The organism is Variovorax sp. OK212 (assembly GCF_900112425.1).
Taxonomy (GTDB): domain Bacteria; phylum Pseudomonadota; class Gammaproteobacteria; order Burkholderiales; family Burkholderiaceae_C; genus Variovorax.
In genome coordinates this window covers 231,030-249,350 of record NZ_FOLP01000003.1, presented here as the reverse complement: position 1 = coordinate 249,350, position 18,321 = coordinate 231,030, and the positions used below count along the sequence as shown (strand labels likewise).

General features: G+C 67.7%; 16 protein-coding genes and 1 tRNA gene. 8 read left to right on the top strand and 9 right to left on the bottom strand.

The window, feature by feature from the left end; genetic code table 11:
• The first annotated feature begins 85 nt into the window (after positions 1 to 85).
• Together BM004_RS11655 and BM004_RS11650 are read left to right on the top strand one after the other, a co-directional pair.
• The gene (locus BM004_RS11655; RefSeq protein WP_093122324.1) at positions 86 to 2,077 is read left to right on the top strand and encodes an ABC-F family ATP-binding cassette domain-containing protein; all 1,992 of its coding nucleotides are present in this window, start codon (positions 86 to 88) and stop codon (positions 2,075 to 2,077) included.
• 27 nt (positions 2,078 to 2,104) lie between these two features.
• Positions 2,105 to 2,590 (top strand): hypothetical protein, encoded by a 486-nt coding sequence (locus BM004_RS11650; RefSeq protein WP_093122326.1) that lies wholly within the window; start codon positions 2,105 to 2,107, stop codon positions 2,588 to 2,590.
• On the opposite strand, the gene BM004_RS11645 is transcribed toward BM004_RS11650, so the two are convergent.
• Positions 2,576 to 2,845, bottom strand: a complete 270-nt coding sequence (locus tag BM004_RS11645) for a hypothetical protein (RefSeq protein WP_093122329.1) — start codon at positions 2,843 to 2,845, stop codon at positions 2,576 to 2,578. The two genes, BM004_RS11650 and BM004_RS11645, sit on opposite strands and share 15 nt — an antisense overlap.
• Positions 2,846 to 2,848: 3 nt before the next feature.
• Positions 2,849 to 3,079 carry a helix-turn-helix domain-containing protein gene (locus BM004_RS11640; protein WP_093122331.1) on the bottom strand — a complete coding sequence of 77 codons (231 nt, stop codon included), beginning with the start codon at positions 3,077 to 3,079 and terminating at the stop codon, positions 2,849 to 2,851.
• A gap of 58 nt (positions 3,080 to 3,137) precedes the next feature.
• Here BM004_RS11640 and BM004_RS11635 point away from each other — a divergent pair, with 58 nt between their 5' ends.
• The gene (locus tag BM004_RS11635) at positions 3,138 to 3,860 is read left to right on the top strand and encodes a helix-turn-helix domain-containing protein (RefSeq protein WP_371269247.1); all 723 of its coding nucleotides are present in this window, start codon (positions 3,138 to 3,140) and stop codon (positions 3,858 to 3,860) included.
• Between the two features lie 183 nt (positions 3,861 to 4,043).
• Here the strand turns inward: BM004_RS11635 and BM004_RS11630 are convergent, their stop codons facing one another.
• Positions 4,044 to 4,604 (bottom strand): fasciclin domain-containing protein, encoded by a 561-nt coding sequence (locus BM004_RS11630; RefSeq protein WP_093122336.1) that lies wholly within the window; start codon positions 4,602 to 4,604, stop codon positions 4,044 to 4,046.
• 354 nt (positions 4,605 to 4,958) lie between these two features.
• Between BM004_RS11630 and BM004_RS11625 the strand changes: the two genes are divergently transcribed.
• The 5 genes from BM004_RS11625 (at position 4,959) to BM004_RS11605 (ending at position 12,413) form a co-directional block, all read left to right on the top strand.
• A complete protein-coding gene (locus BM004_RS11625; RefSeq protein ID WP_093122339.1) occupies positions 4,959 to 6,479 on the top strand; it encodes an efflux transporter outer membrane subunit in 1,521 nt (506 codons plus the stop codon).
• Between the two features lie 43 nt (positions 6,480 to 6,522).
• The gene (locus BM004_RS11620; RefSeq protein WP_256219863.1) at positions 6,523 to 7,680 is read left to right on the top strand and encodes an efflux RND transporter periplasmic adaptor subunit; all 1,158 of its coding nucleotides are present in this window, start codon (positions 6,523 to 6,525) and stop codon (positions 7,678 to 7,680) included.
• A 10-nt stretch (positions 7,681 to 7,690) separates the two neighbouring features.
• On the top strand, positions 7,691 to 10,804 hold the full coding sequence (locus tag BM004_RS11615) for an efflux RND transporter permease subunit (protein ID WP_093213361.1): 3,114 nt from the start codon (positions 7,691 to 7,693) through the stop codon (positions 10,802 to 10,804).
• A 3-nt stretch (positions 10,805 to 10,807) separates the two neighbouring features.
• Complete coding sequence (locus BM004_RS42415; RefSeq protein WP_093213359.1) at positions 10,808 to 11,521, top strand: helix-turn-helix domain-containing protein; 714 nt, start codon at positions 10,808 to 10,810, stop codon at positions 11,519 to 11,521.
• Between the two features lie 121 nt (positions 11,522 to 11,642).
• Entirely contained in the window at positions 11,643 to 12,413 is a 771-nt protein-coding gene (locus BM004_RS11605) for a sulfite exporter TauE/SafE family protein (RefSeq protein WP_093213357.1), read from the top strand.
• Positions 12,414 to 12,508: 95 nt separating this feature from the next.
• On the opposite strand, the gene BM004_RS11600 is transcribed toward BM004_RS11605, so the two are convergent.
• From BM004_RS11600 to tolB, 6 genes are all read right to left on the bottom strand, one after another.
• Positions 12,509 to 14,635: a putative bifunctional diguanylate cyclase/phosphodiesterase gene (locus BM004_RS11600; protein ID WP_093213355.1), complete on the bottom strand. Its 2,127-nt coding sequence runs from the start codon at positions 14,633 to 14,635 to the stop codon at positions 12,509 to 12,511.
• Positions 14,636 to 14,757: 122 nt separating this feature from the next.
• Positions 14,758 to 14,833, bottom strand: a tRNA-Lys gene (locus BM004_RS11595).
• 51 nt (positions 14,834 to 14,884) lie between these two features.
• Entirely contained in the window at positions 14,885 to 15,724 is an 840-nt protein-coding gene (locus BM004_RS11590; RefSeq protein ID WP_371269456.1) for a tRNA threonylcarbamoyladenosine dehydratase, read from the bottom strand.
• A gap of 31 nt (positions 15,725 to 15,755) precedes the next feature.
• Positions 15,756 to 16,505, bottom strand: a complete 750-nt coding sequence (ybgF, locus tag BM004_RS11585) for a tol-pal system protein YbgF (RefSeq protein WP_093122354.1) — start codon at positions 16,503 to 16,505, stop codon at positions 15,756 to 15,758.
• A complete protein-coding gene (gene pal, locus BM004_RS11580; RefSeq protein WP_093122357.1) occupies positions 16,505 to 17,020 on the bottom strand; it encodes a peptidoglycan-associated lipoprotein Pal in 516 nt (171 codons plus the stop codon). Before pal ends, ybgF begins: the two co-directional genes overlap by 1 nt.
• A 26-nt stretch (positions 17,021 to 17,046) precedes the next feature.
• Positions 17,047 to 18,273 carry a Tol-Pal system beta propeller repeat protein TolB gene (gene tolB / locus BM004_RS11575; protein WP_218152685.1) on the bottom strand — a complete coding sequence of 409 codons (1,227 nt, stop codon included), beginning with the start codon at positions 18,271 to 18,273 and terminating at the stop codon, positions 17,047 to 17,049.
• Positions 18,274 to 18,321 lie beyond the last annotated feature (48 nt).

Genomic DNA, 18,321 nt, shown 5'->3' with positions numbered 1-18,321 from the left:
TATCCCCGCGCCTTTGCCCCTCTTTGTCCCTTTTTGCCGTACCGAAAGGGCCGGGCGGGATAATCCCTCCTACGGTTCCTCTTTCATGATCACTCTCAAAAACGTCATTCTTCGCCGCAGTGCCAAGAAACTCCTCGACGGCGCCACCGTCAACCTCAACCCCGGCGAAAAGGTCGGCCTCGTGGGGCGCAACGGCGCCGGCAAGTCCTCGCTGTTCGCGCTCTTCAATGGCTCGCTGCACGAAGACGGCGGCGACTTCTATGTGCCCAAGCAGTGGCGCATGGCGCAGGTGGCGCAGGACATGCCCGAAACCGACGACTCGGCCACCGATTTCGTGGTGGGCGGCGACACCCGCCTGACCGAGCTGCGCGCCACGCTGGCGGCCATCGAGACCGCCTACGAAGCCAACCCGGAAGACGCCGACATCGGCATGGAACTGGCCCACGCCTACACCGACCTGGCCGATGCCGGCGAGCACGACGCGGTGCCCCGCGCACAGGCGCTCATCCTGGGCCTGGGCTTCAAGTCGCACGAGCTCGACGAGCCCGTGAACAGCTTCTCCGGCGGCTGGCGCATGCGCCTGCAACTGGCCCGCGCCCTGATGTGCCCGAGCGACCTGCTGCTGCTCGACGAACCCACCAACCACTTGGACCTGGACGCGCTGGTGTGGCTCGAAGCCTGGCTGCAGAAGTACGAAGGCACCATGATCGTCATCAGCCACGACCGCGAGTTTCTCGATGCCGTGACCGACGTGACCCTGCACATCGCCAACGCCCAGCTCACGCGCTACGGCGGCAACTACAGCAAGTTCGAGGACATGCGCGCGCTGCAGATGGAGCAGCAGCAGGTGGCCTTCAGCAAGCAGCAGGACAAGATCGCCCACCTGCAGAAGTTCATCGACCGCTTCAAGGCCAAGGCCAGCAAGGCCAAGCAGGCGCAAAGCCGCGTGAAGGCGCTGGAGCGCATGGAGAAGGTGGCGCCGCTGCTGGCGGAGGCCGACTTCACCTTCGAGTTCAAGGAACCGGGCAACATCCCCAACCCGATGCTGTCGATCAGCAACGCGAGCTTCGGCTACCAGGCGTCGGGCGAGAGCGAAGACGCGGCGCCCAAGACCATCCTGCGCGGCGTGAGCCGCTCGGTGCTGGCGGGCCAGCGCATCGGCATCCTGGGCGCCAACGGCCAGGGCAAGTCGACGCTGGTGAAGACCATTGCGCGCGAAATGGGCGCGCTGGCAGGCGAAGTCACCGAGGGCAAGGGCCTGAACATCGGCTACTTCGCGCAGCAGGAACTCGACGTGCTGCGCCCGCAGGACAACCCGCTCGAACACATGGTGCGCATGGCGCGCGAGCTGGGCAGCAACGCGAAGGAAGCCACCGGCGAGCAGGCGCTGCGCGGCTTCCTGGGCAGCTTCAACTTCAGCGGCGACATGGTCAAGCAGCCCGTGGGCACCATGAGCGGCGGCGAGAAGGCCCGCCTCGTGCTCGCCATGATGGTGTGGCAGCGCCCCAACCTGCTGCTGCTGGACGAGCCCACCAACCACCTGGACCTCGCCACCCGCGAGGCCCTGGCCGTGGCGCTGAACGAGTTCGAAGGCACGCTGATGCTGGTGAGCCACGACCGCGCGCTGTTGCGCTCGGTGTGCGACGAGTTCTGGCTCGTGGGCCGCGGCGTGGTCGCGGACTTCGACGGCGACCTGGACGACTACCAGCGCTACCTGCTGGACGAGGCCAAGCGCCTGCGCGAAGAAGCCAAGGTGGCGGTGCGCGAAGCCGCCACCGCGGCCGCCGCACCGGTCGCGGCCCCGGCCGTTCCGCAGCAACGCAAGCAGGACGCCCAGGAGCGCCAGCAGCGCAGCGAACAGGCCAAGCCGATCAAGCGCGAGATTGCCCAGATCGACGAGCGCATGGCCGCCGCCAGCACCGAGCGCACCGCGCTCGAGGCCCGCATGAGCCAGCCGCTGCCCGCCGCCGAGATTGCCGATGCCGGCAAGCGGCTGAAGGCGCTGAACGACGAAATCGGCCGCCTCGAGGAGCGCTGGCTGGCCCTGTCGGACCAGCTGGAAGCGCTCGCGGCCTGACAACGCGAAACCTGAAAGGGGCACCGGATGCCGTCCGCCATCGACCTGGCCCGGGGTGACGAAAAGCTCGTCGCCGCCGTGCACCGCAGCCGCAAGCTCATCACGCGCAAGGCGCTGATCGCCGCGGCCGCCAGCGCCGTGCCCCTGCCCGGCGTCGACTGGATGGCCGATGCGGCGCTGCTCTCGCGCCTGGTGCCGCAGATCAGCGCGGAGTTCGGCCTCTCGGTCACGCAGGTCGAAAAGCTCGCGCCGCACCAGCGCGAGCGCATCCAGAAGGCGGCCACCACGCTGGGCGCCCTGCTGGTGGGCCGCATCGTCACGCGCGACCTGCTGATCCGCCTGGCCAAGCACGCGGGCGTGCGCCTCACCGCCAAGCAGGCGACCAAGTACGTGCCCATTGCGGGGCAACTGGTGTCGGCCGCGCTCGGCTACGCGGCCTTGCGGGCGCTGGGCGAGCAGCACATCAAGGACTGCGTGCGCGTGAGCACCACGCTGGCCCTAGAACCGCCCTGACCTGCCGGACCGACGCGAACCCTTGCGGATCGCCGCACGGATCGCCGCACGCACCGCCGCCGAGCGCCTGAGCGCCTCGCGGTCGAACAGCACTTGCGCGGCCCACCCGGCGCACACCAGCCCGAAGCAGCCCACCCCGGCCATCGCCGGCGACGACGCCACCAGTCCGAAGGTCAGCGCCGCAACCGACAGCAGCGCCAGCACCGCGCACAGGGCGCGGTCGAGCCACAGGCTGCGCGAGGCGCGGCGCGGCACACGTCAGTCATGGGACGGTGGACTGCCGAGCAGCGGTGCCGGGCGCATCGCGGCCTCCCTCACCTGCTCCTCGTAGGCCGTGAGCAGCGCCACGTAGTGGCGCGACATCACGTCGGCAACCCGCCCGAGGCCGATCTTGCTGACCGTCGGCTGCGGAATGCCCGTTTTTTTCTCGATCTGCTTCTGCGTGAGCCCCATGGCCCTCAGCGCCAGCACCAACTCGCGTGGCTTCATAGATCACTCCCCTTTTTTAATATTATAAAGTCTCTTTATAATATTCATCTGGGCTTAAATGCGACCGATGGAGAGCATAGGGACACGCGCCAAAGCAGCGCGAAAATTCGCGAAGATGACGCAGAAGCAGGCTGAAGCAGCCTCCGGCGTCAAACAATCGAGCATCTCGAAGATCGAACGGGGGGACACCACGCGATCGATGAGCGTGCTGGCACTGGCCCGCGTCTACCGCGTCGATCCGAACTGGCTCGACACCGGGGACGGCCCGGCACCGGGAGAAAGCCACCTGCGGCTGGCGCACGACAGCGCCAAGGAACCGCACGGCAGCTACCGCGTGCTGCACTTTCCGCCCATGGGGCCGTCGTTCAATCCGCGCACGCCCAACACCGTGCCGCTCATCACCTGGGAAGAAGCCGCCGCCTGGCAGGACCGCACGGCCTCGCAGCAGACCCAGCCCGAGCAATGGATTCCGTGCATCGCGCACCACAGCCTGGACACCTACGCGCTGCGCATCCGCGGCGACAGCATGACGGCCGACAGCGGCTTCCTGAAAAGCTACCGCGCAGGCTCGATCGTCTTCGTCGACACGCAACTGAAGACGCCCGACGACGGCGAGCGCGTGATCGCCCGCATCGACGAAACGGGCGAGGTCACGTGCAAGGTGTTCAAGAACGAGGACGGACGGCGCTGGCTGCTGCCGCTCAACCTGAAGCACGAGCCGATACGCCTGGCGTTCACCGTGCTGGGCACCGTCGTGGGCAAATGGGAAGACGAGGACTGAAGGCCGCTCGTCTTTTCAGAAAGACATTCGGCGAGGTCAGGTTGCGTGCAGGTTCGTGAGAGATATTCATGTCTCTCCCTGTGGCCTGCATCCTCTGATCCTCCCTCCTCCAGCAGGTCACCTTCAAGCCCGCCTCGTGCGGGCTTTTTTTTGCCTGCGACCTGGAGGAGATCGGTCACCGGGTCACTTGGGCAGCAGCACCTTGTTGACCACGTGGATCACGCCGTTGGACTGGTACACGTTGGGAATCGTCACCGTCGCGGTGCCGCCCTTCTCGTCGGTGATCATGATCTTGCCGCCCTTCTCCTTGGCCACCAGCGTGCCGCCGGCCACGGTCTTCAGTTCGGCCGAGCCCTTGCCCGCCTTGATCTCCTTCTTGAGCGCGGCCGCGTCGAGCTTGCCGGGCACCACGTGGTAGGTCAGCACGCCGGTCAGTGCGTCCTTGCTCTCGGGCTTGAGCAGCGTGTCGACAGTGCCGGCCGGCAGCGCGGCAAAGGCCGCGTTGGTCGGCGCGAACACGGTGAACGGGCCCGGGCCCTTGAGCGTGTCGACCAGCCCCGCGGCCTTCACGGCGGCGACCAGCGTGGTGTGGTCCTTGGAATTCACGGCGTTGTCGATGATGTCCTTGGTCGGCAGCATCGGCGCGCCGCCCACCATGACGGAAGCCGCGAGGGCCGAGCAGGCCCCGGCGGACAGCGCGAGGGCGAGGGAGACGGCGGCGATGCGATGAAGTTGGCGTTGCATGGAAATGCTCCTGTGGATGAATGAACCGCTGCGAAATGGCGTCGGTTGCGATCAATACGGGAGCCCGCGCGAAACAGATTCGGCGGCGGTCTGAAGGAAAACCCGGCCGCGCTTGGCGGCGTGCCCCTGCATTTCGCGCCATGCGGCACAGATTTCGTCGCATTTCGTTCGCGAAAGCGCGCGAGCGCGACGACATTCAGAAACAACTCAGGCACTCGGGCCCTTCCGGGTGTACAACGCTGCCCCATGCCAAATCGACACCCAACTGCGCTGGCGAACTCCCCCTTTTCACCGCGCGCGGCCCCCGCGCGCCAGCGAAACAGGAGGCCCGCGCAAGCCGCGCTCCACGGCGCCGTGCTCGGCGCAACCCTGCTGCTCGGCGCCTGCGCGGTGGGCCCCGATTTCAAGACACCCGACCAGCCGGCCGCCGCGCAAGGCGCCGACTACACGCCCGCCCCCATGCCCGCGCGCACGGCAAAGTCGGACGTGCCGGGCGGCCAGTCGCAGGAACTGCTGCCGGGCCGCGACATTCCCGCGCAGTGGTGGGACGTGTTCCATTCCGAGCCGCTGGACCGGCTCATTCGCGCCTCGCTCGCGCAAAGCCCCACGCTCGCGTCCGCGCAGGCCGCGCTGCGCCAGGCCGAGGCCACCTACGACGCGAAGTCGGGCAACCTGCTGTGGCCGCAGGTCTCCGCGCAGTTGGGCGCGCAGCGCGAGCGTGCATCGGAGGTCAGCTCGCGGGTGCCGGGCGGGCAGCTGCTCACGCTGTACAACGCGTCGGTCAACGTCAGCTACAACCTCGACGTGTTCGGCGGCTCGCGCCGGCAGATCGAAGGCGCGCAGGCCGCGGTGGAAGCGCAGCGCTACCAGGTCGAGGCGGTGTACCTCACGCTCACCTCCAACCTCGTGACCACGGCCATCCGCGAGGCCTCGCTGCGCGCGCAGCTGCAGGCCGCGCGTGAAGTGCTGCAGGCGCAGAGCGACCAGCTCGGCGTGATCGAAAAGCAGTTCGACACCGGCGCCATTCCCAAGTCGATCGTGCTGCAGCAGCGCACGCAGGTCGCGCAGACCACGGCCACGCTGCCGCCCATCGAGAAGGCGCTGGCGCAGACGCGCCACCAGCTCGCCGTGTTCGCGGGCCGCCTGCCGTCCGAGGCCGGCCTGCCCGAGTTCGACCTGGCGAGCCTCTCGCTGCCCGAGGCGCTGCCGCTGTCGTTGCCTTCGGAGCTCGCCCGCCAGCGGCCCGACGTGCGTGCCAGCGAGGCGCAGCTGCACCAGGCCAGCGCGGCGGTGGGCGTGGCCACGGCCAACCTGTATCCGCAGATCCAGCTGAGCGGCAGCTACGGCAACACCTCGCTGCGTGCGCGCGACCTGTTCACGGGGCCGACGACGCTGTGGAACATCGGCGCCGGCCTCACGCAGCCGCTGTTCAACGGCGGTGCGCTGCGCGCGCAACAGCGCGCGGCGGTCGCGGCCTACGACTCGGCCGCGGCGCAGTACCGCAACACGGTGCTGGGCGCGTTCCAGAACGTGGCCGACGCGCTGCGTGCACTCGAGCTCGACGCCGTCGCGCTGCAAAACCAGGCCACGGCCGAATCGCTGGCCCGGCAGTCGCTCGACCTTTCGACCGCGCAGTTCCGCGCCGGTGCGGTGAGCTACGTCACGCTGCTGACCGCGCAGCAGGCCTGGCTGCAGACGCACACCGCGCTGGTGCAGGCGCAGGCCGCGCGCTATGCCGACACGGCCGCCCTCTTCCAGGCGCTGGGCGGCGGCTGGTGGAACCGCGGCGAGCTGGCCAACGCGGCGATCGCACCGGGCCAACCCGCACAGCCGGTACAGGCCGCACAGCCCGAACAGGCCGCGGCCAAGAACTGAACACCTCCATAACTCCAAGAAAAGCCTACCTATGACCCGGAGAATGATCATCATGATCGGCTGCGTGCTGCTGCTGATCGCCGCGCTCGCGCTCGGCAAGTTCCTGCAGATCCGCGCCCTCATCGCGGCCGTGCCCAAGCCGGGCGCGCAGACCGTGTCGACGGTCGAGGTGCAGAAGATGCAGTGGCAGTCGCAGTTCACGGCCGTCGGCACGCTGAACCCGGTGCGCGGCGCCGACCTCAGCACCGAAGTGGCCGGGCTGGTGCGCGGCGTGCACTTCAAGTCGGGGCAGGACGTGAAGGCCGGCGCGCTGCTGGTCGAGCTCAACGCCGACTCCGACATCGCGCTGCTGCACGCCGCCGAAGCCGCCGCCGCGCAGGCCGCCACCGTGCTCAAGCGCGACCAGGCGCAGCTCGCGGTGCAGGCCGTGAGCCAGGCACAGATCGACGCCGACACCAACGACCTGAAGGCCAAGCGCGCGCAGGTCGAGCAGCAGGCCGCGGTGGTCGCGAAGAAGTCGATCCGCGCGCCCTTCTCGGGCCGCCTGGGCATCTCGGGCCTGAACCCGGGCCAGTACGTGAACGCCGGCGACAAGCTGGTCACGCTGCAGACGCTCGACCCGATCTACGTCGACTTCTCGCTGCCGCAGCAGCAGCTCGCGGGGCTGGAGGTGGGCCAGGTGGTGAACCTGTCGGTCGACACCTTCCCGGGGCAGACCTTCAGCGGCAAGATCAACGCGATCAGCCCGAAGGTGGACGCCGCCACGCGCAACGTGCAGGTCGAGGCCACCGTGGGCAACGCCAAGCAGGTGCTGCTGCCGGGCATGTTCGCCAACGTGAAGATCGACATCGGCGGCTCGCAGGAGCGGCTCACGCTGCCCTCCACCGCCGTGACCTACAACCCGTACGGCTCGACGGTGTACGTGGTGAAGCAGGCCGAGCCGCCGAAGCCGGGGGCACCTGGAACGCCAGCTCCCGCACCCGCCACCGACGCCTCCGGCAAGCCGCAGCTCGTGGCCCAGCAGGTCTTCGTGGAAACCGGCCCCACGCGCGGCGACCAGATCTCCATCGTCAAGGGCCTGGAAGCCGGCCAGGTGGTGGTCAGCAGCGGCCAGAACAAGCTGAAGAACGGCACGCCGGTGGCGGTGGACAACAGCGTCCAGCCCGCCAACGACGCCAACCCGAAGCCGCAGGAAAAGTGAGGCCGAGCGCATGAACTTCACCGACATCTTCATCCGCCGGCCCGTGCTGGCGATGGTGGTGAGCCTGCTGATCGTGGTGCTGGGGTTGCGCGCGTTGTCCGGCCTGCCGGTCAACCAATACCCCAAGACCGAGAACGGCGTGGTCACCATCAGCACCACCTACTTCGGCGCGGACGCGGCCACGGTCGCGGGCTTCATCACCCAGCCGCTGGAAGCCGCCGTGTCGCAGGCGCAGGGCATCGACTACCTGTCTTCTTCCAGCAGCCTGGGCGTGTCGACCATCACCGCCACGCTGCGGCTGAACTACGACTCCAACCGCGCGCTGACCGAGATCAACACGCAGGTGAATTCGGTGCGCAACCAGCTGCCGCCGCAGGCGCAGCAGCCGGTGCTCACGGTGGCCACGGGCCAGACCACCGACGCGATGTACATCGGCTTCTACAGCGACACGCTGCCCAACAACAACGTGACCGACTTCCTGGTGCGCGTGGTGCAGCCCAAGCTCAACGCCATTGCCGGCGTGCAGACCGCCGAGATACTGGGCGCGCGCACCTTCGCGCTGCGCGCCTGGCTCGACGCACAGAAGATGGCCGCCTACGGCGTGACCGCCACCGACGTGAGCACCGCGCTGGCCGCCAACAACTACCTGGCGGCCATCGGCACCAGCAAGGGCCAGATGGTGAGCGTGCCGCTCACGGCCGGCACCTCGCTGCACAGCGTGGACGAGTTCAAGCAGCTGTCGGTGAAGAGCAGCAACGGCGCCATCGTGCGGCTGCAGGACGTGGCCAACGTCACGCTGGGCTCGGAGAACTACAACTTCAACGTGGCCTTCAACGGCGTGCGCTCGGTGTTCATCGGCATCAAGGTGGCGCCCGAGGCCAACATCCTGGACGTGGCCAAGCAGGTGCGCACCGCGTTCCCCGACATCCAGTCGCAGCTGCCCACGGGCCTGACCGGCAAGATCGTCTACGACTCGACCGACTTCATCAACACCTCCATCAGCGAAGTGATCAAGACGCTGGTCGAGGCGCTGGTCATCGTGACGGTCGTGATCTACCTGTTCCTGGGCAGCTTCCGCGCGGTGGTGGTACCGGTGATCGCCATGCCGCTGTCGCTCATCGGCACCTTCTTCGTGATGCTGGTGCTGGGCTACTCCATCAACCTGCTCACGCTGCTGGCGCTGGTGCTGGCGATCGGGCTGGTGGTGGACGACGCCATCATCGTGGTGGAGAACGTCGACCGGCACATGCGCGAGGGCAAGTCGCCGCTGCAGGCGTCATTGCTTGCCGCGCGCGAGCTGGGCGGGCCCATCCTGGCCATGACCGTGGTGCTGGTGGCGGTGTACGTGCCCATCGGCTTCCAGGGCGGGCTCACGGGCTCGCTGTTCACCGAATTCGCCTTCACCCTGGCGGGCTCGGTGGTGGTGTCGGGCGTGGTCGCGCTCACGCTGTCGCCCATGATGTGCTCGCGCTTCTTCAAGCCCGAGCAGGACAGCGGCAAGTTCGCCGCGGCCATCGAGCGCACCTTCGAGCGCGTGCACCACCGCTACCAGCTCATCCTGCGCAGCGTGCTGAAGACCTGGCCGGTGATGATCGTCATGGGCGTCATCCTGGTCGCGCTGCTGTTCGTGATGTTCAAGATGTCGAAGTCGGAGCTCGCGCCCGAGGAAGACCAGGGCATCGTGCTGTCGCAGGTGGTGGGCGCGCCCACGGCCACCATCGACCAGATGCAGACCTATGCGGACCAGATCTTCAAGGTGGCGCACGACACGCCCGAGTACGAGCAGCTGTTCCAGCTCACCGGCGTGCCCAGCACCAACGCGGGCATTGCCGGCGTGCTGCTCAAGCCCTGGGACCAGCGCACGCGCAACGCGCACGACATCCAGACCGACCTGCAAAAGCGCTGGAACGGCATTGCCGGCGCCAAGGTGGTGGCCTTCCAGTTCCCGGCGCTGCCGGGCGCCTCGGGCCTGCCGGTGCAGTTCGTCATCAAGACCACCGAGCCCTTCGAGAACCTGAACACGCTGGCGCAGCAGATCATGGACAAGGCGCGCGCGGACGGCAAGTTCTACTACATCGACGCCGACCTGAAGATCGACCTGCCGCAGGCCACCGTGGTGGTCGACCGCGACAAGATCGCCACGCTGGGCATCACCCAGCAGGACGTGGGCAACGCGATGGGCGCGGCGCTGGGCGGCGGCTACGTCAACTACTTCTCCATCTCGGGGCGCTCGTACAAGGTGATCCCGCAGGTGCAGCAGGTCGACCGGCTCAACCCGTCGGACGTGCTGAACTTCTACATCAAGACGCCCAACGGCGTGGTGCCGGCCAGCACCGTGGCGAGCCTGAAGTACACCGTGCAGCCCGAGACGGTGAACCACTTCCAGCAGCTGAATTCCGTGACGATCCAGGGCGTGCCCAGCGGCACGCAGGGCGAGACGCTGGAGTACCTGCGCGGCGTGGTGCAGCAGCTCGCGCCCACCGGCTACACGGTCGACTACTCGGGCCAGTCGCGCCAGTTCGTGCAGGAGTCGGGCAATTTCGCCATCACCTTCCTGTTCGCGCTGATCATCGTGTTCCTGGCGCTGGCCGCGCAGTTCGAGAGCTTCCGCGACCCGGTGGTGATCCTGGTGTCGGTGCCGCTCGCGCTGTTCGGCGCCATGATCTTCATCTTCTGGGGCTTTGCCTCGATGAACATCTACACGCAGGTGGGTCTGGTGACGCTGATGGGCCTCATCAGCAAGCACGGCATCCTGATCGTCGAGGTGGCCAACCGGCTGCAGAAGCAGGGGCTGAGCAAGCTGGACGCGATCGTCGAGGCGGCGGGCACGCGGCTGCGGCCCATCCTGATGACCACGGCGGCCATGGTGTTCGGCGTGCTGCCCCTGGTGATCGCCTCGGGCGCGGGCGCCGCCGGCCGCAAGGCGATGGGCATCGTGATCTTCAGCGGGCTGTCGATCGGCACGCTGTTCACGCTGTTCGTGGTGCCGGCGATGTACCTGGCCATTGCGGCGCGGCACAAGAAGGAAGGCGCCGATGCGACGCACGAAGCCGATGCTTCCGACGCATCTCGCGCGCACGAGCCGCCGCCCGCACTGCCGGGCAGGGTCGCACCCGAGGCCTGACCGGTGCGCGATACCGGCGCCTCGTGGTCGTACGCGCGCCTGTCGCCGGACTCGCAAATCGAGGTCGCTCACTGGAGCGGCCTCCCCGCGCCCGGGCTGCACGCGCATTTTCATGACGAGCTGCAGCTCACGCTGGTCATCTCGGGCGCGCGTGCATTCGAGGTCGAGGGCCGCGTGCTGCGCGCCGCGGCCGGGCAGCTGGTCGTGATACCCGCCGGGTGCCCGCATGCCAGCGTGACGGTGGGCGAGGCGGACAACCGCTGCGTGAACGTCTACCTGCGGCAGACCGCGTGCCAGCCGCGCCATGCGGCCGTGCTGGCGCTTCCGGAGGGCTGGAATGCCGTGGGCCCGCTGCGAATCGACCGGCTGATGGAGGCGGTGGAGCATGCCGTTCCGATGGCCCGGCCCGATTCGCATGCGCAAGGCAGCGCGCTCGCCGCCGCCGTGGCGCCGGACGCCCGTGTGGCCGACGTCGCGCGCCGCCAAGGCATGACGCGTGAAGCGTTCAGCCGCGCCTTCACCCGCGCCATGGGCCTGCCGCCGCGCGACTACCGCACCCTGCGCCGGCTGAACGAAGCGAGGCGGCAACTGCGCGGCAGCGAACCCATCGCGGAGATCGCCGCGGCGTCGGGCTTTGCGGACCAGAGCCACTTCGGGCGGCTGTTCCGGCGCACCTTCGGCACCACGCCCGCGCGCTACCGCCAGCAGATGCGCTGAAGGCGCGAACGGCGCTGAAGGCGCTGGAGGCACTGGAGACGCTGATCACATTCGTTCCAGACGCCGCCGGGCAAGCACCCTAGAGTCCTGCGCCATCGACACGGACTCTGGAGCGTTCTGCATGGATGGATGGATCGGCGCGTTGCTGGTGGGCGCGGGCTTTCTGGGCGGCATCGTCAACGCGGTGGCGGGCGGCGCGACCCTGATCACCTTTCCCGCGATGCTGGCGGCCGGCCTGCCGCCCGTGATTGCCAACGCGTCCAACGCGGTGGCGATCTTTCCGGGCCACTTCATCGCGGCCTGCGCCGACCGGCAGAAGCTGCCCGCCGCCGACGCGCGGCTGCTGCTGCTTTCGGCGGCGGCACTGGCCGGCGGCGCGATCGGCGCGGCCTTGCTGCTGGTCTTGCCGGCCCGGCTCTTCGTGCTGCCGGTGCCGGCGCTGATCGCCTTCGCCACCCTGCTCTTCGCGTTCGCGCCGCGCATCCAGGCCTGGGCGCAGCGCCGTGCGCCGGCCGGTGCGAAACCGAGGGCCACGCGCGGCGCGCTCGTGCTCGCGGCGGCCTCGGTGTACGGCGGCTTCTTCGGTGCGGGGCTGGGCGTGATCCTCACAGCGGTGCTGGCCATCACCGAACCCAACGACATCCGCGCCGTGAAGGTGCTGAAGAATTTGCTGGCCACCTGCGTCAGCGCCGCGGCCATGGCGATCTTCATTGCCAGGGGCGTCGTCGAATGGCGCGAGACGCTGGTCATGCTCACGGGCGCACTGGCCGGAGGTTATGCGGGCGGCCGGCTGATTCGCGTGCTGTCGCCGGCGTTCGTGCGCGGCTTCGTCATCGTGTCGGGCGTGGTGATGACGGTGGTCTATGCGCAAAGGTACTGGTGGCCGGCCTGAGGCCGGCGCGCGGCGCCCAATTGCTGGTTGCTCAGTTGCTCACGGGCTCGCCGGCCCCGCCGGCTTCATCGGCTTCATCGGCTTCATCGGCTTCATCAGCTTCGCGCTTCGCGCTTCGCGAACCACGCCAGCAGGTCCCCTGCCGGCAGCGGGTGCGAGAACAGAAAGCCCTGCAGTTCGTCGCATCCCATTTCCAGCAGGATGTCGCGCTGCGCCTCGTTCTCCACGCCCTCGGCCACCACGCTCAGCCCCAGCGCATGGGCCAGGCGGATGACCGCGTCCACCACGGCACGCGCATCTTCCTTGGACTCGAGGTCCTGCACGAAGCTGCGATCGATCTTCACCTGCCGCGCCGGCAGCTTGCGCAGATGGCTCAGGCTGGAATAGCCGGTGCCGAAGTCGTCGATCGACAGGAACACGCCGACCCGCGCCAACCCTTCGAAGGTGCGCTGCGTCGCCTTGATGTCTTCCATGGCCACCGATTCGGTGATCTCGCACAGCAGCAAGGACGCCGGCACGTCGTGCCTGGCGAGCGCCTGCTCGACGCGCGCCACGAAGTCGATCTCGCGCAGCTGCATGACCGACAGGTTCACGGCCACGCACATCCACGTGCCTTGCGCGCGCCACTGCGCGATCTGCCGGCAGGCTTCGTCGAGGATCCAGTCGCCCAGGCGCACGATGAGGCCGAAGCGCTCGGCCAGCCCGATGAACTCGGCGGGACCGACCAGGCCGTGCTGCGGGTGGTTCCAGCGCACCAGTGCTTCCACGCCGCTCAGGCCGCCGCCCGCGACGTTGATCTTCGGCTGGTAATAAAGCTCGAACTGCTTGAGCTCCACGGCCCGGCGCAGGTCGCTTTGCAGCTGCAGCTGCTTGGCCGCGTCGGCACCCATGTGCGACTCGAACATCACGTAGTTGCCGCCGCCCGCGCGCTTGGCCTCGTACATGGCGGCATCGGCGTTGGCCACGAGCTTGCCGGGCTCGCCCTCCTCCGGATGCAGCACGATGCCGATGGAGCATGCGATCTGGATCTGCTTGCCCGCCACATTGAAAGGCTCGGTGAGCGTGCGCAGCACGCGGTTGGCGGCCTGCGCGCATTCGGCGCGGTCGCGCACGCCTTCGAGCAGCAGCAGGAATTCGTCGCCGCCGATGCGCGCGACCGTGTCGCTGTTTCGCGTCGTCTGGCTCAGCCGATGCGCGGCGGCACGCAGGATCTGGTCGCCCGCTGCGTGACCGAAGGAATCGTTGATCGGCTTGAAGCCGTCGAGGTCGACGAAGAGCACGGCAATGCGCTCTTCCACCTGGAGCTGGTTGGCCCGCTCCATGCGCAGCAGCGCGTGCCGCAGGCGGTCTTCGAACAGCACGCGGTTGGGCAGCCCGGTCAGCGCATCGGTGAACGCGCGCTTCTGCAGCTCGCGGTTGGCCTGCGTGAGCTCGGCGTTGGCCTCTTCGAGCGAGCTCGACAGCCGCTTGGCCACCAGCTGCAGGCGCGACTCCAGGATCGAGGTGAAGAGCGTGCCCAGCAGCAGCACGCCCGACGCCAGCACGACGATCGCGGTGAGGTCGGCGCCGTAGAGCGCGTTGGCGCTGCGGCACACCGAATCGGCCGGAAAGTTCGCCGCCGCCATGCCCGTGTAGTGCATGCCGCAGATCGCAATGCCCATGACCAGCGCGGCCAGCAGCTGGAAGGCCACGCGGTGGGTGTTGTGGATGTCACCGAGGAACTTGAAGATCAGCAACGCCGCCGCGGAGGCCACCAGGCCGATCAGCAGCGACAGCCCCACCGTCGGCAGGTGCCAGACGATGGGCGGCGACATGTCGAGCGCGGCCATGCCGATGTAGTGCATGCCGCAGATGCCGACCGCCATGGCCACGGAAGCGATGGCGATGCGCCGCAGGCTGTAGTCCGCCTCGCCGGCCACCCACAGCGCGATGCCGGAGGCCGTGACACCGGCCACCCAGGAGGTCAGCGTCGTCGAGCCCGAGAAGCCGAGCGCGATCGGCAGCGAGAAGCCCAGCATGCCCACGAAGTGCATCGACCAGATGCCCGTGCCCATCGCGAACGACCCGATGGCCCACCACAGCAGGTGCGGCCGCCCGCTGGCATGCCGCACGCGGCGCGACAGGTCGAGCGCCACGTAGGAAGCAAGCGTTGCGAGGAGCAGCGAAGCGGCGACCACCCACAGGTTGTAGTGGGACGCAAGGAAGGCAGGAGCGGTATTCACTGTGCAGATGACACTCGAGTTCGTCCAACAGATGGCGTGCCGGGCGGGGATTCATCTTTCCCCAAAAAAAAACCAGCTATCGCATCGACAGCTGGCTTCTGGATTTCCCGCAAGGGAGGTTCTGGTAGGACGTACTGGATTCGAACCAGTGACCAACGGATTAAAAGTCCGCTGCTCTACCAACTGAGCTAACGTCCCGGAACCATTTTTTTTGCTTCTTGCCGATGTTGAATCCGGCAAAGCCAAAGATTATAGCGCGAGGTTGGACGCTATTTTGTCCAAAACCCAACCAGCCGCACATTGACCGAAAGTAGCGGTCACGCTGACCACCGATCCATAGCCGTGGCAGTTGAGCGAACCGTCGCCTTCGATGGCGCACGACGCGTCCGGCGGTGCCACGCTTTCGCGGCTGAACACGCAGGCCACGCCGATCTTGCGGCCCTCGCGCGGCGCACCGTGTTCCTTGCGCAGGCGCTGGCGCAGCTGTGCCAGCAGCGGGTCGTGCGTGACCAGCGACAGGTCGTCGATGTCGACCTTGTGCGCCTGGCGCTTTCCGCCCGCCGCACCCACGGTGATGAACGCCGTGCGCGATGCATGCGACGCACGTGCCCAGGCCGCCATGGCCACCTTGGCCTTGACCTGGTCGCAGGCGTCGATGACGGCCGTTGCCGGCCCGTTCGCGGCCTGCGCCGCGTCGAGCAGCGACGTCCAATTGCCGGGCTCGACGAAATCGTCGATCGCCTGCACCTTGCATTCGGGATTGATCTGCGCAATGCGCTCGCGCATGGCTTCGACCTTGGCCTGGCCCACGGTCGCCTCGAGCGCGTGGATCTGGCGGTTGATGTTCGACTCCGACACGTGGTCGAGATCGATCATGGTCAGCCGCCCCACCCCGCTGCGCGCCAGCGCCTCTACAGCCCACGAGCCCACGCCGCCGATGCCGACGACCAGCACGTGCGCGTGGCGAATGCGCGCGGCACCCGGCACGCCGTACAGCCGCTCGAGCCCGCCGAAGCGGCGCGCAAAATCAGGCGCCGCGGTGTCGGTGAGGACATCCGCGGCGGCAGGAGGAGTGAAAGCGTCGGTGATGATCGCGCTCAAGCGGAAAGCTCCGCCGGCATCAGCGCAGGCGCGAGAGACGCTCGCGGCCGGCCTGTGCGGCTTCCGACTGCGGGTAGGCCTTGGTCAGGTCTTCCAGCGTGCGGCGCGCGGCGCGCGTGTCCTTCAGCTCGATCTGGCAGTTCGCGATCGACAGCACAGCCTCGGGGGCCTTGGCATGGTCGGGCGCGAGCGAGAGCATGGAGCGGAAGTTCGCGATGGCCTCGTTGTAGTTGCGCGTGGCGTACTGCGCATTGCCGAGCCAGAACAACGCCGACGGGTTGTAGCCGCTTTGCGGGTTGCGCTTGACGAATTCGGCGAACGCGGTCTGCGCCTGCGCGAACTGGCCCGAGCGGAACACACCGAGGGCGGCGTCGAAGTCGGCCTTTTCCTTGGGATCGGCATTGAACTCGCGCCCGTCCACCGACACCTTCGAGGGCTCGCTCTGCTTGAGCTTGTCGTCGATGGTGGTCTGGCGCGACTGCATGTCGCTCAGCGTGCGCGTGAGCTGCTCGTTCTGGCCGGTCATGCGCGCCAGGTCGCCCCGCATCTGCTCGATCTGGTTTTGCAGGTCGAGCAGGCTACGGCGCAACTGGCCGTTCTCGTCGGTCAGCCGCTGGTCGGTCTGCTGGCGCATGGCCTCGACGCGCTGGCGCAGGTCGAGGATGGCCTTGCGGGCTTCGTCATCCTCGAACAGCGCAGCCTGCGACCCTACCGAGGCGCAAAGCAAGGCGGCAGCCAGCGCCGCGCCTCGCAACACAGCGCGTGGCATCACCGGCGGTACGTGATTTCGGCGCGGCGGTTTTGCGCCCACACTTCTTCACCCGAGCCCGTGACGGCAGGCTTTTCCTTGCCGAAGCTCACGGCTTCGATCTGGTTGTCGTTCACGCCCAGCAGGGTGAGTGCACGACGCACGGCTTCCGAGCGCTTCTGGCCCAGTGCCAGGTTGTACTCGCGGCCGCCGCGTTCGTCGGTGTGACCTTCGATCGAGATGCGGCGTTGCGGGTTGGCCTTGAGGAAACGCGCATGACCGTCGATGGCCGACTGGAACTCGGGCTTGACCGTGTAGCTGTCGTAGTCGAAGTAGATGATGCGAGCCACATTCACCGGACCTTGTGCGGTACCGGCGGCCTCGTCGGTGATGACAGGCGCCACGGAACTCTGGCCTTGCTGGCCACCGGCGCTGCCGGAACGGTCGGTGACCGGCGTGTCGTTGAGCTTGGTGCCCGACGAGCAACCGGCAATCAGGGCCACGATGGCCAGCGAATAAATCGTGCGTTTCAACATTTTCGAACTCCTCAAATAAACCTTGGTCATTGCTTCTGAAACGGACCCCAGTCCGGTTCTCTTATGTCTCCCGCCTGTCCTGCCAGCCGGGCCTTGATTTTCCCATCGAGCGTGGTGGTCATCAGCGCCTCGCGGCCTTGCAGGTGGGTGGCGTAGACGATCAACTTGCTGTTCGGCGCAAAACTCGGACTTTCGTCGGCGGTCGTGTCGGTGATGGCATTGACGGTTCCGGTCGCCAACTCCATCACGTGGAGTTTGAAGGCACCCCCCACCCGGGAGATGTAGGCCAACCACCGGCCATCGCCGCTGACAGACGGAGAGATGTTGTAGGTGCCGCTGAAGGTCACCCGCGTCGGGTTGCCGCCGCCGGCGCCCATCTTGTAGATCTGCGGCGCGCCGCCGCGATCGCTCACGAAGTAGATGGTGCCGCCGTCGGCCGAGTAGACCGGTTCGGTGTCGATGCTGGAGCTTTGCGTCAGGCGGCGCGGTTCGCCGCCGCTCGACGGAATGGTGAAGAGCTGCGAGCCGCCGTCGCGGCTGAGCGTCACGGCCAGCGAGTTGCCGTCGGGTGCCCAGGCCGGGGCGCTGTTGGAGCCCTTGAAGTTCGCGATCAGGCGGCGCTGGCCGCTGGCCACGTTGTGCACGTACACGACCGGCTTGCGCGACTCGAACGACACGTACGCCAGCTGCTGGCCGTTGGACGACCAGCACGGCGAGATGATGGGTTCGGGGCTGGCGAGCGCGGCCTGCGCGTTCTCGCCGTCGGCGTCGGCCACCCACAGCGAGTAGCGGCTGCCACCCTTGGTGACGTAGGCGATGCGCGTCGAGAAGATGCCCTTTTCACCGGTCAGCTTTTCGTACACGTAGTCGGCGATGCGGTGCGACGCCAGCCGCAGGTCACCCTGCGGCACGGTGTAGCTCTGGCCACCGAGGTCTTGTCCCTTCACTACGTCCCATAGACGGAAACGCACGTCGAAGCGGCCATCGGCCAGCTTGCTGACGCTGCCCACCACGAGCGAGTCGGCTGTGCGTTGGCGCCACAGCGACAGGTCGGGGCGCGAAGCCTCGTCCAGCGCCTGGCCCGAGGCATCGACGCCGCGGAACTGGCCGCTGCGTTCGAGGTCGGCCTGGACGATGTCCGAGATCTTCTGCGGCGAGCTTTCCTGTCCCTTGAAGGGAACGAGCGCGATTGGCAACTGCGTCAGCCCGACGCCCGACACTTCGACCCGGAACTGGGCCAGTGCAGGAATCATGGGAGTTGCAGCGAGGGCCGCAATGAGACTGCGGCGTGCAAATAGCGA

Coding starts and splice junctions, on each gene's coding strand:
- pal (WP_093122357.1), bottom strand. CDS start 17,020: ATGTTGAAACGCACGATTTATTCGCTGGCCATCGTGGCCCTGATTGCC.
- BM004_RS11605 (WP_093213357.1), top strand. CDS start 11,643: ATGGATGGATGGATCGGCGCGTTGCTGGTGGGCGCGGGCTTTCTGGGC.
- BM004_RS11655 (WP_093122324.1), top strand. CDS start 86: ATGATCACTCTCAAAAACGTCATTCTTCGCCGCAGTGCCAAGAAACTC.
- BM004_RS11640 (WP_093122331.1), bottom strand. CDS start 3,079: ATGAAGCCACGCGAGTTGGTGCTGGCGCTGAGGGCCATGGGGCTCACG.
- tolB (WP_218152685.1), bottom strand. CDS start 18,273: ATGATTCCTGCACTGGCCCAGTTCCGGGTCGAAGTGTCGGGCGTCGGG.
- BM004_RS11650 (WP_093122326.1), top strand. CDS start 2,105: ATGCCGTCCGCCATCGACCTGGCCCGGGGTGACGAAAAGCTCGTCGCC.
- BM004_RS11615 (WP_093213361.1), top strand. CDS start 7,691: ATGAACTTCACCGACATCTTCATCCGCCGGCCCGTGCTGGCGATGGTG.
- BM004_RS11620 (WP_256219863.1), top strand. CDS start 6,523: ATGATCATCATGATCGGCTGCGTGCTGCTGCTGATCGCCGCGCTCGCG.
- ybgF (WP_093122354.1), bottom strand. CDS start 16,505: ATGCCACGCGCTGTGTTGCGAGGCGCGGCGCTGGCTGCCGCCTTGCTT.
- BM004_RS11630 (WP_093122336.1), bottom strand. CDS start 4,604: ATGCAACGCCAACTTCATCGCATCGCCGCCGTCTCCCTCGCCCTCGCG.
- BM004_RS11635 (WP_371269247.1), top strand. CDS start 3,138: ATGCGACCGATGGAGAGCATAGGGACACGCGCCAAAGCAGCGCGAAAA.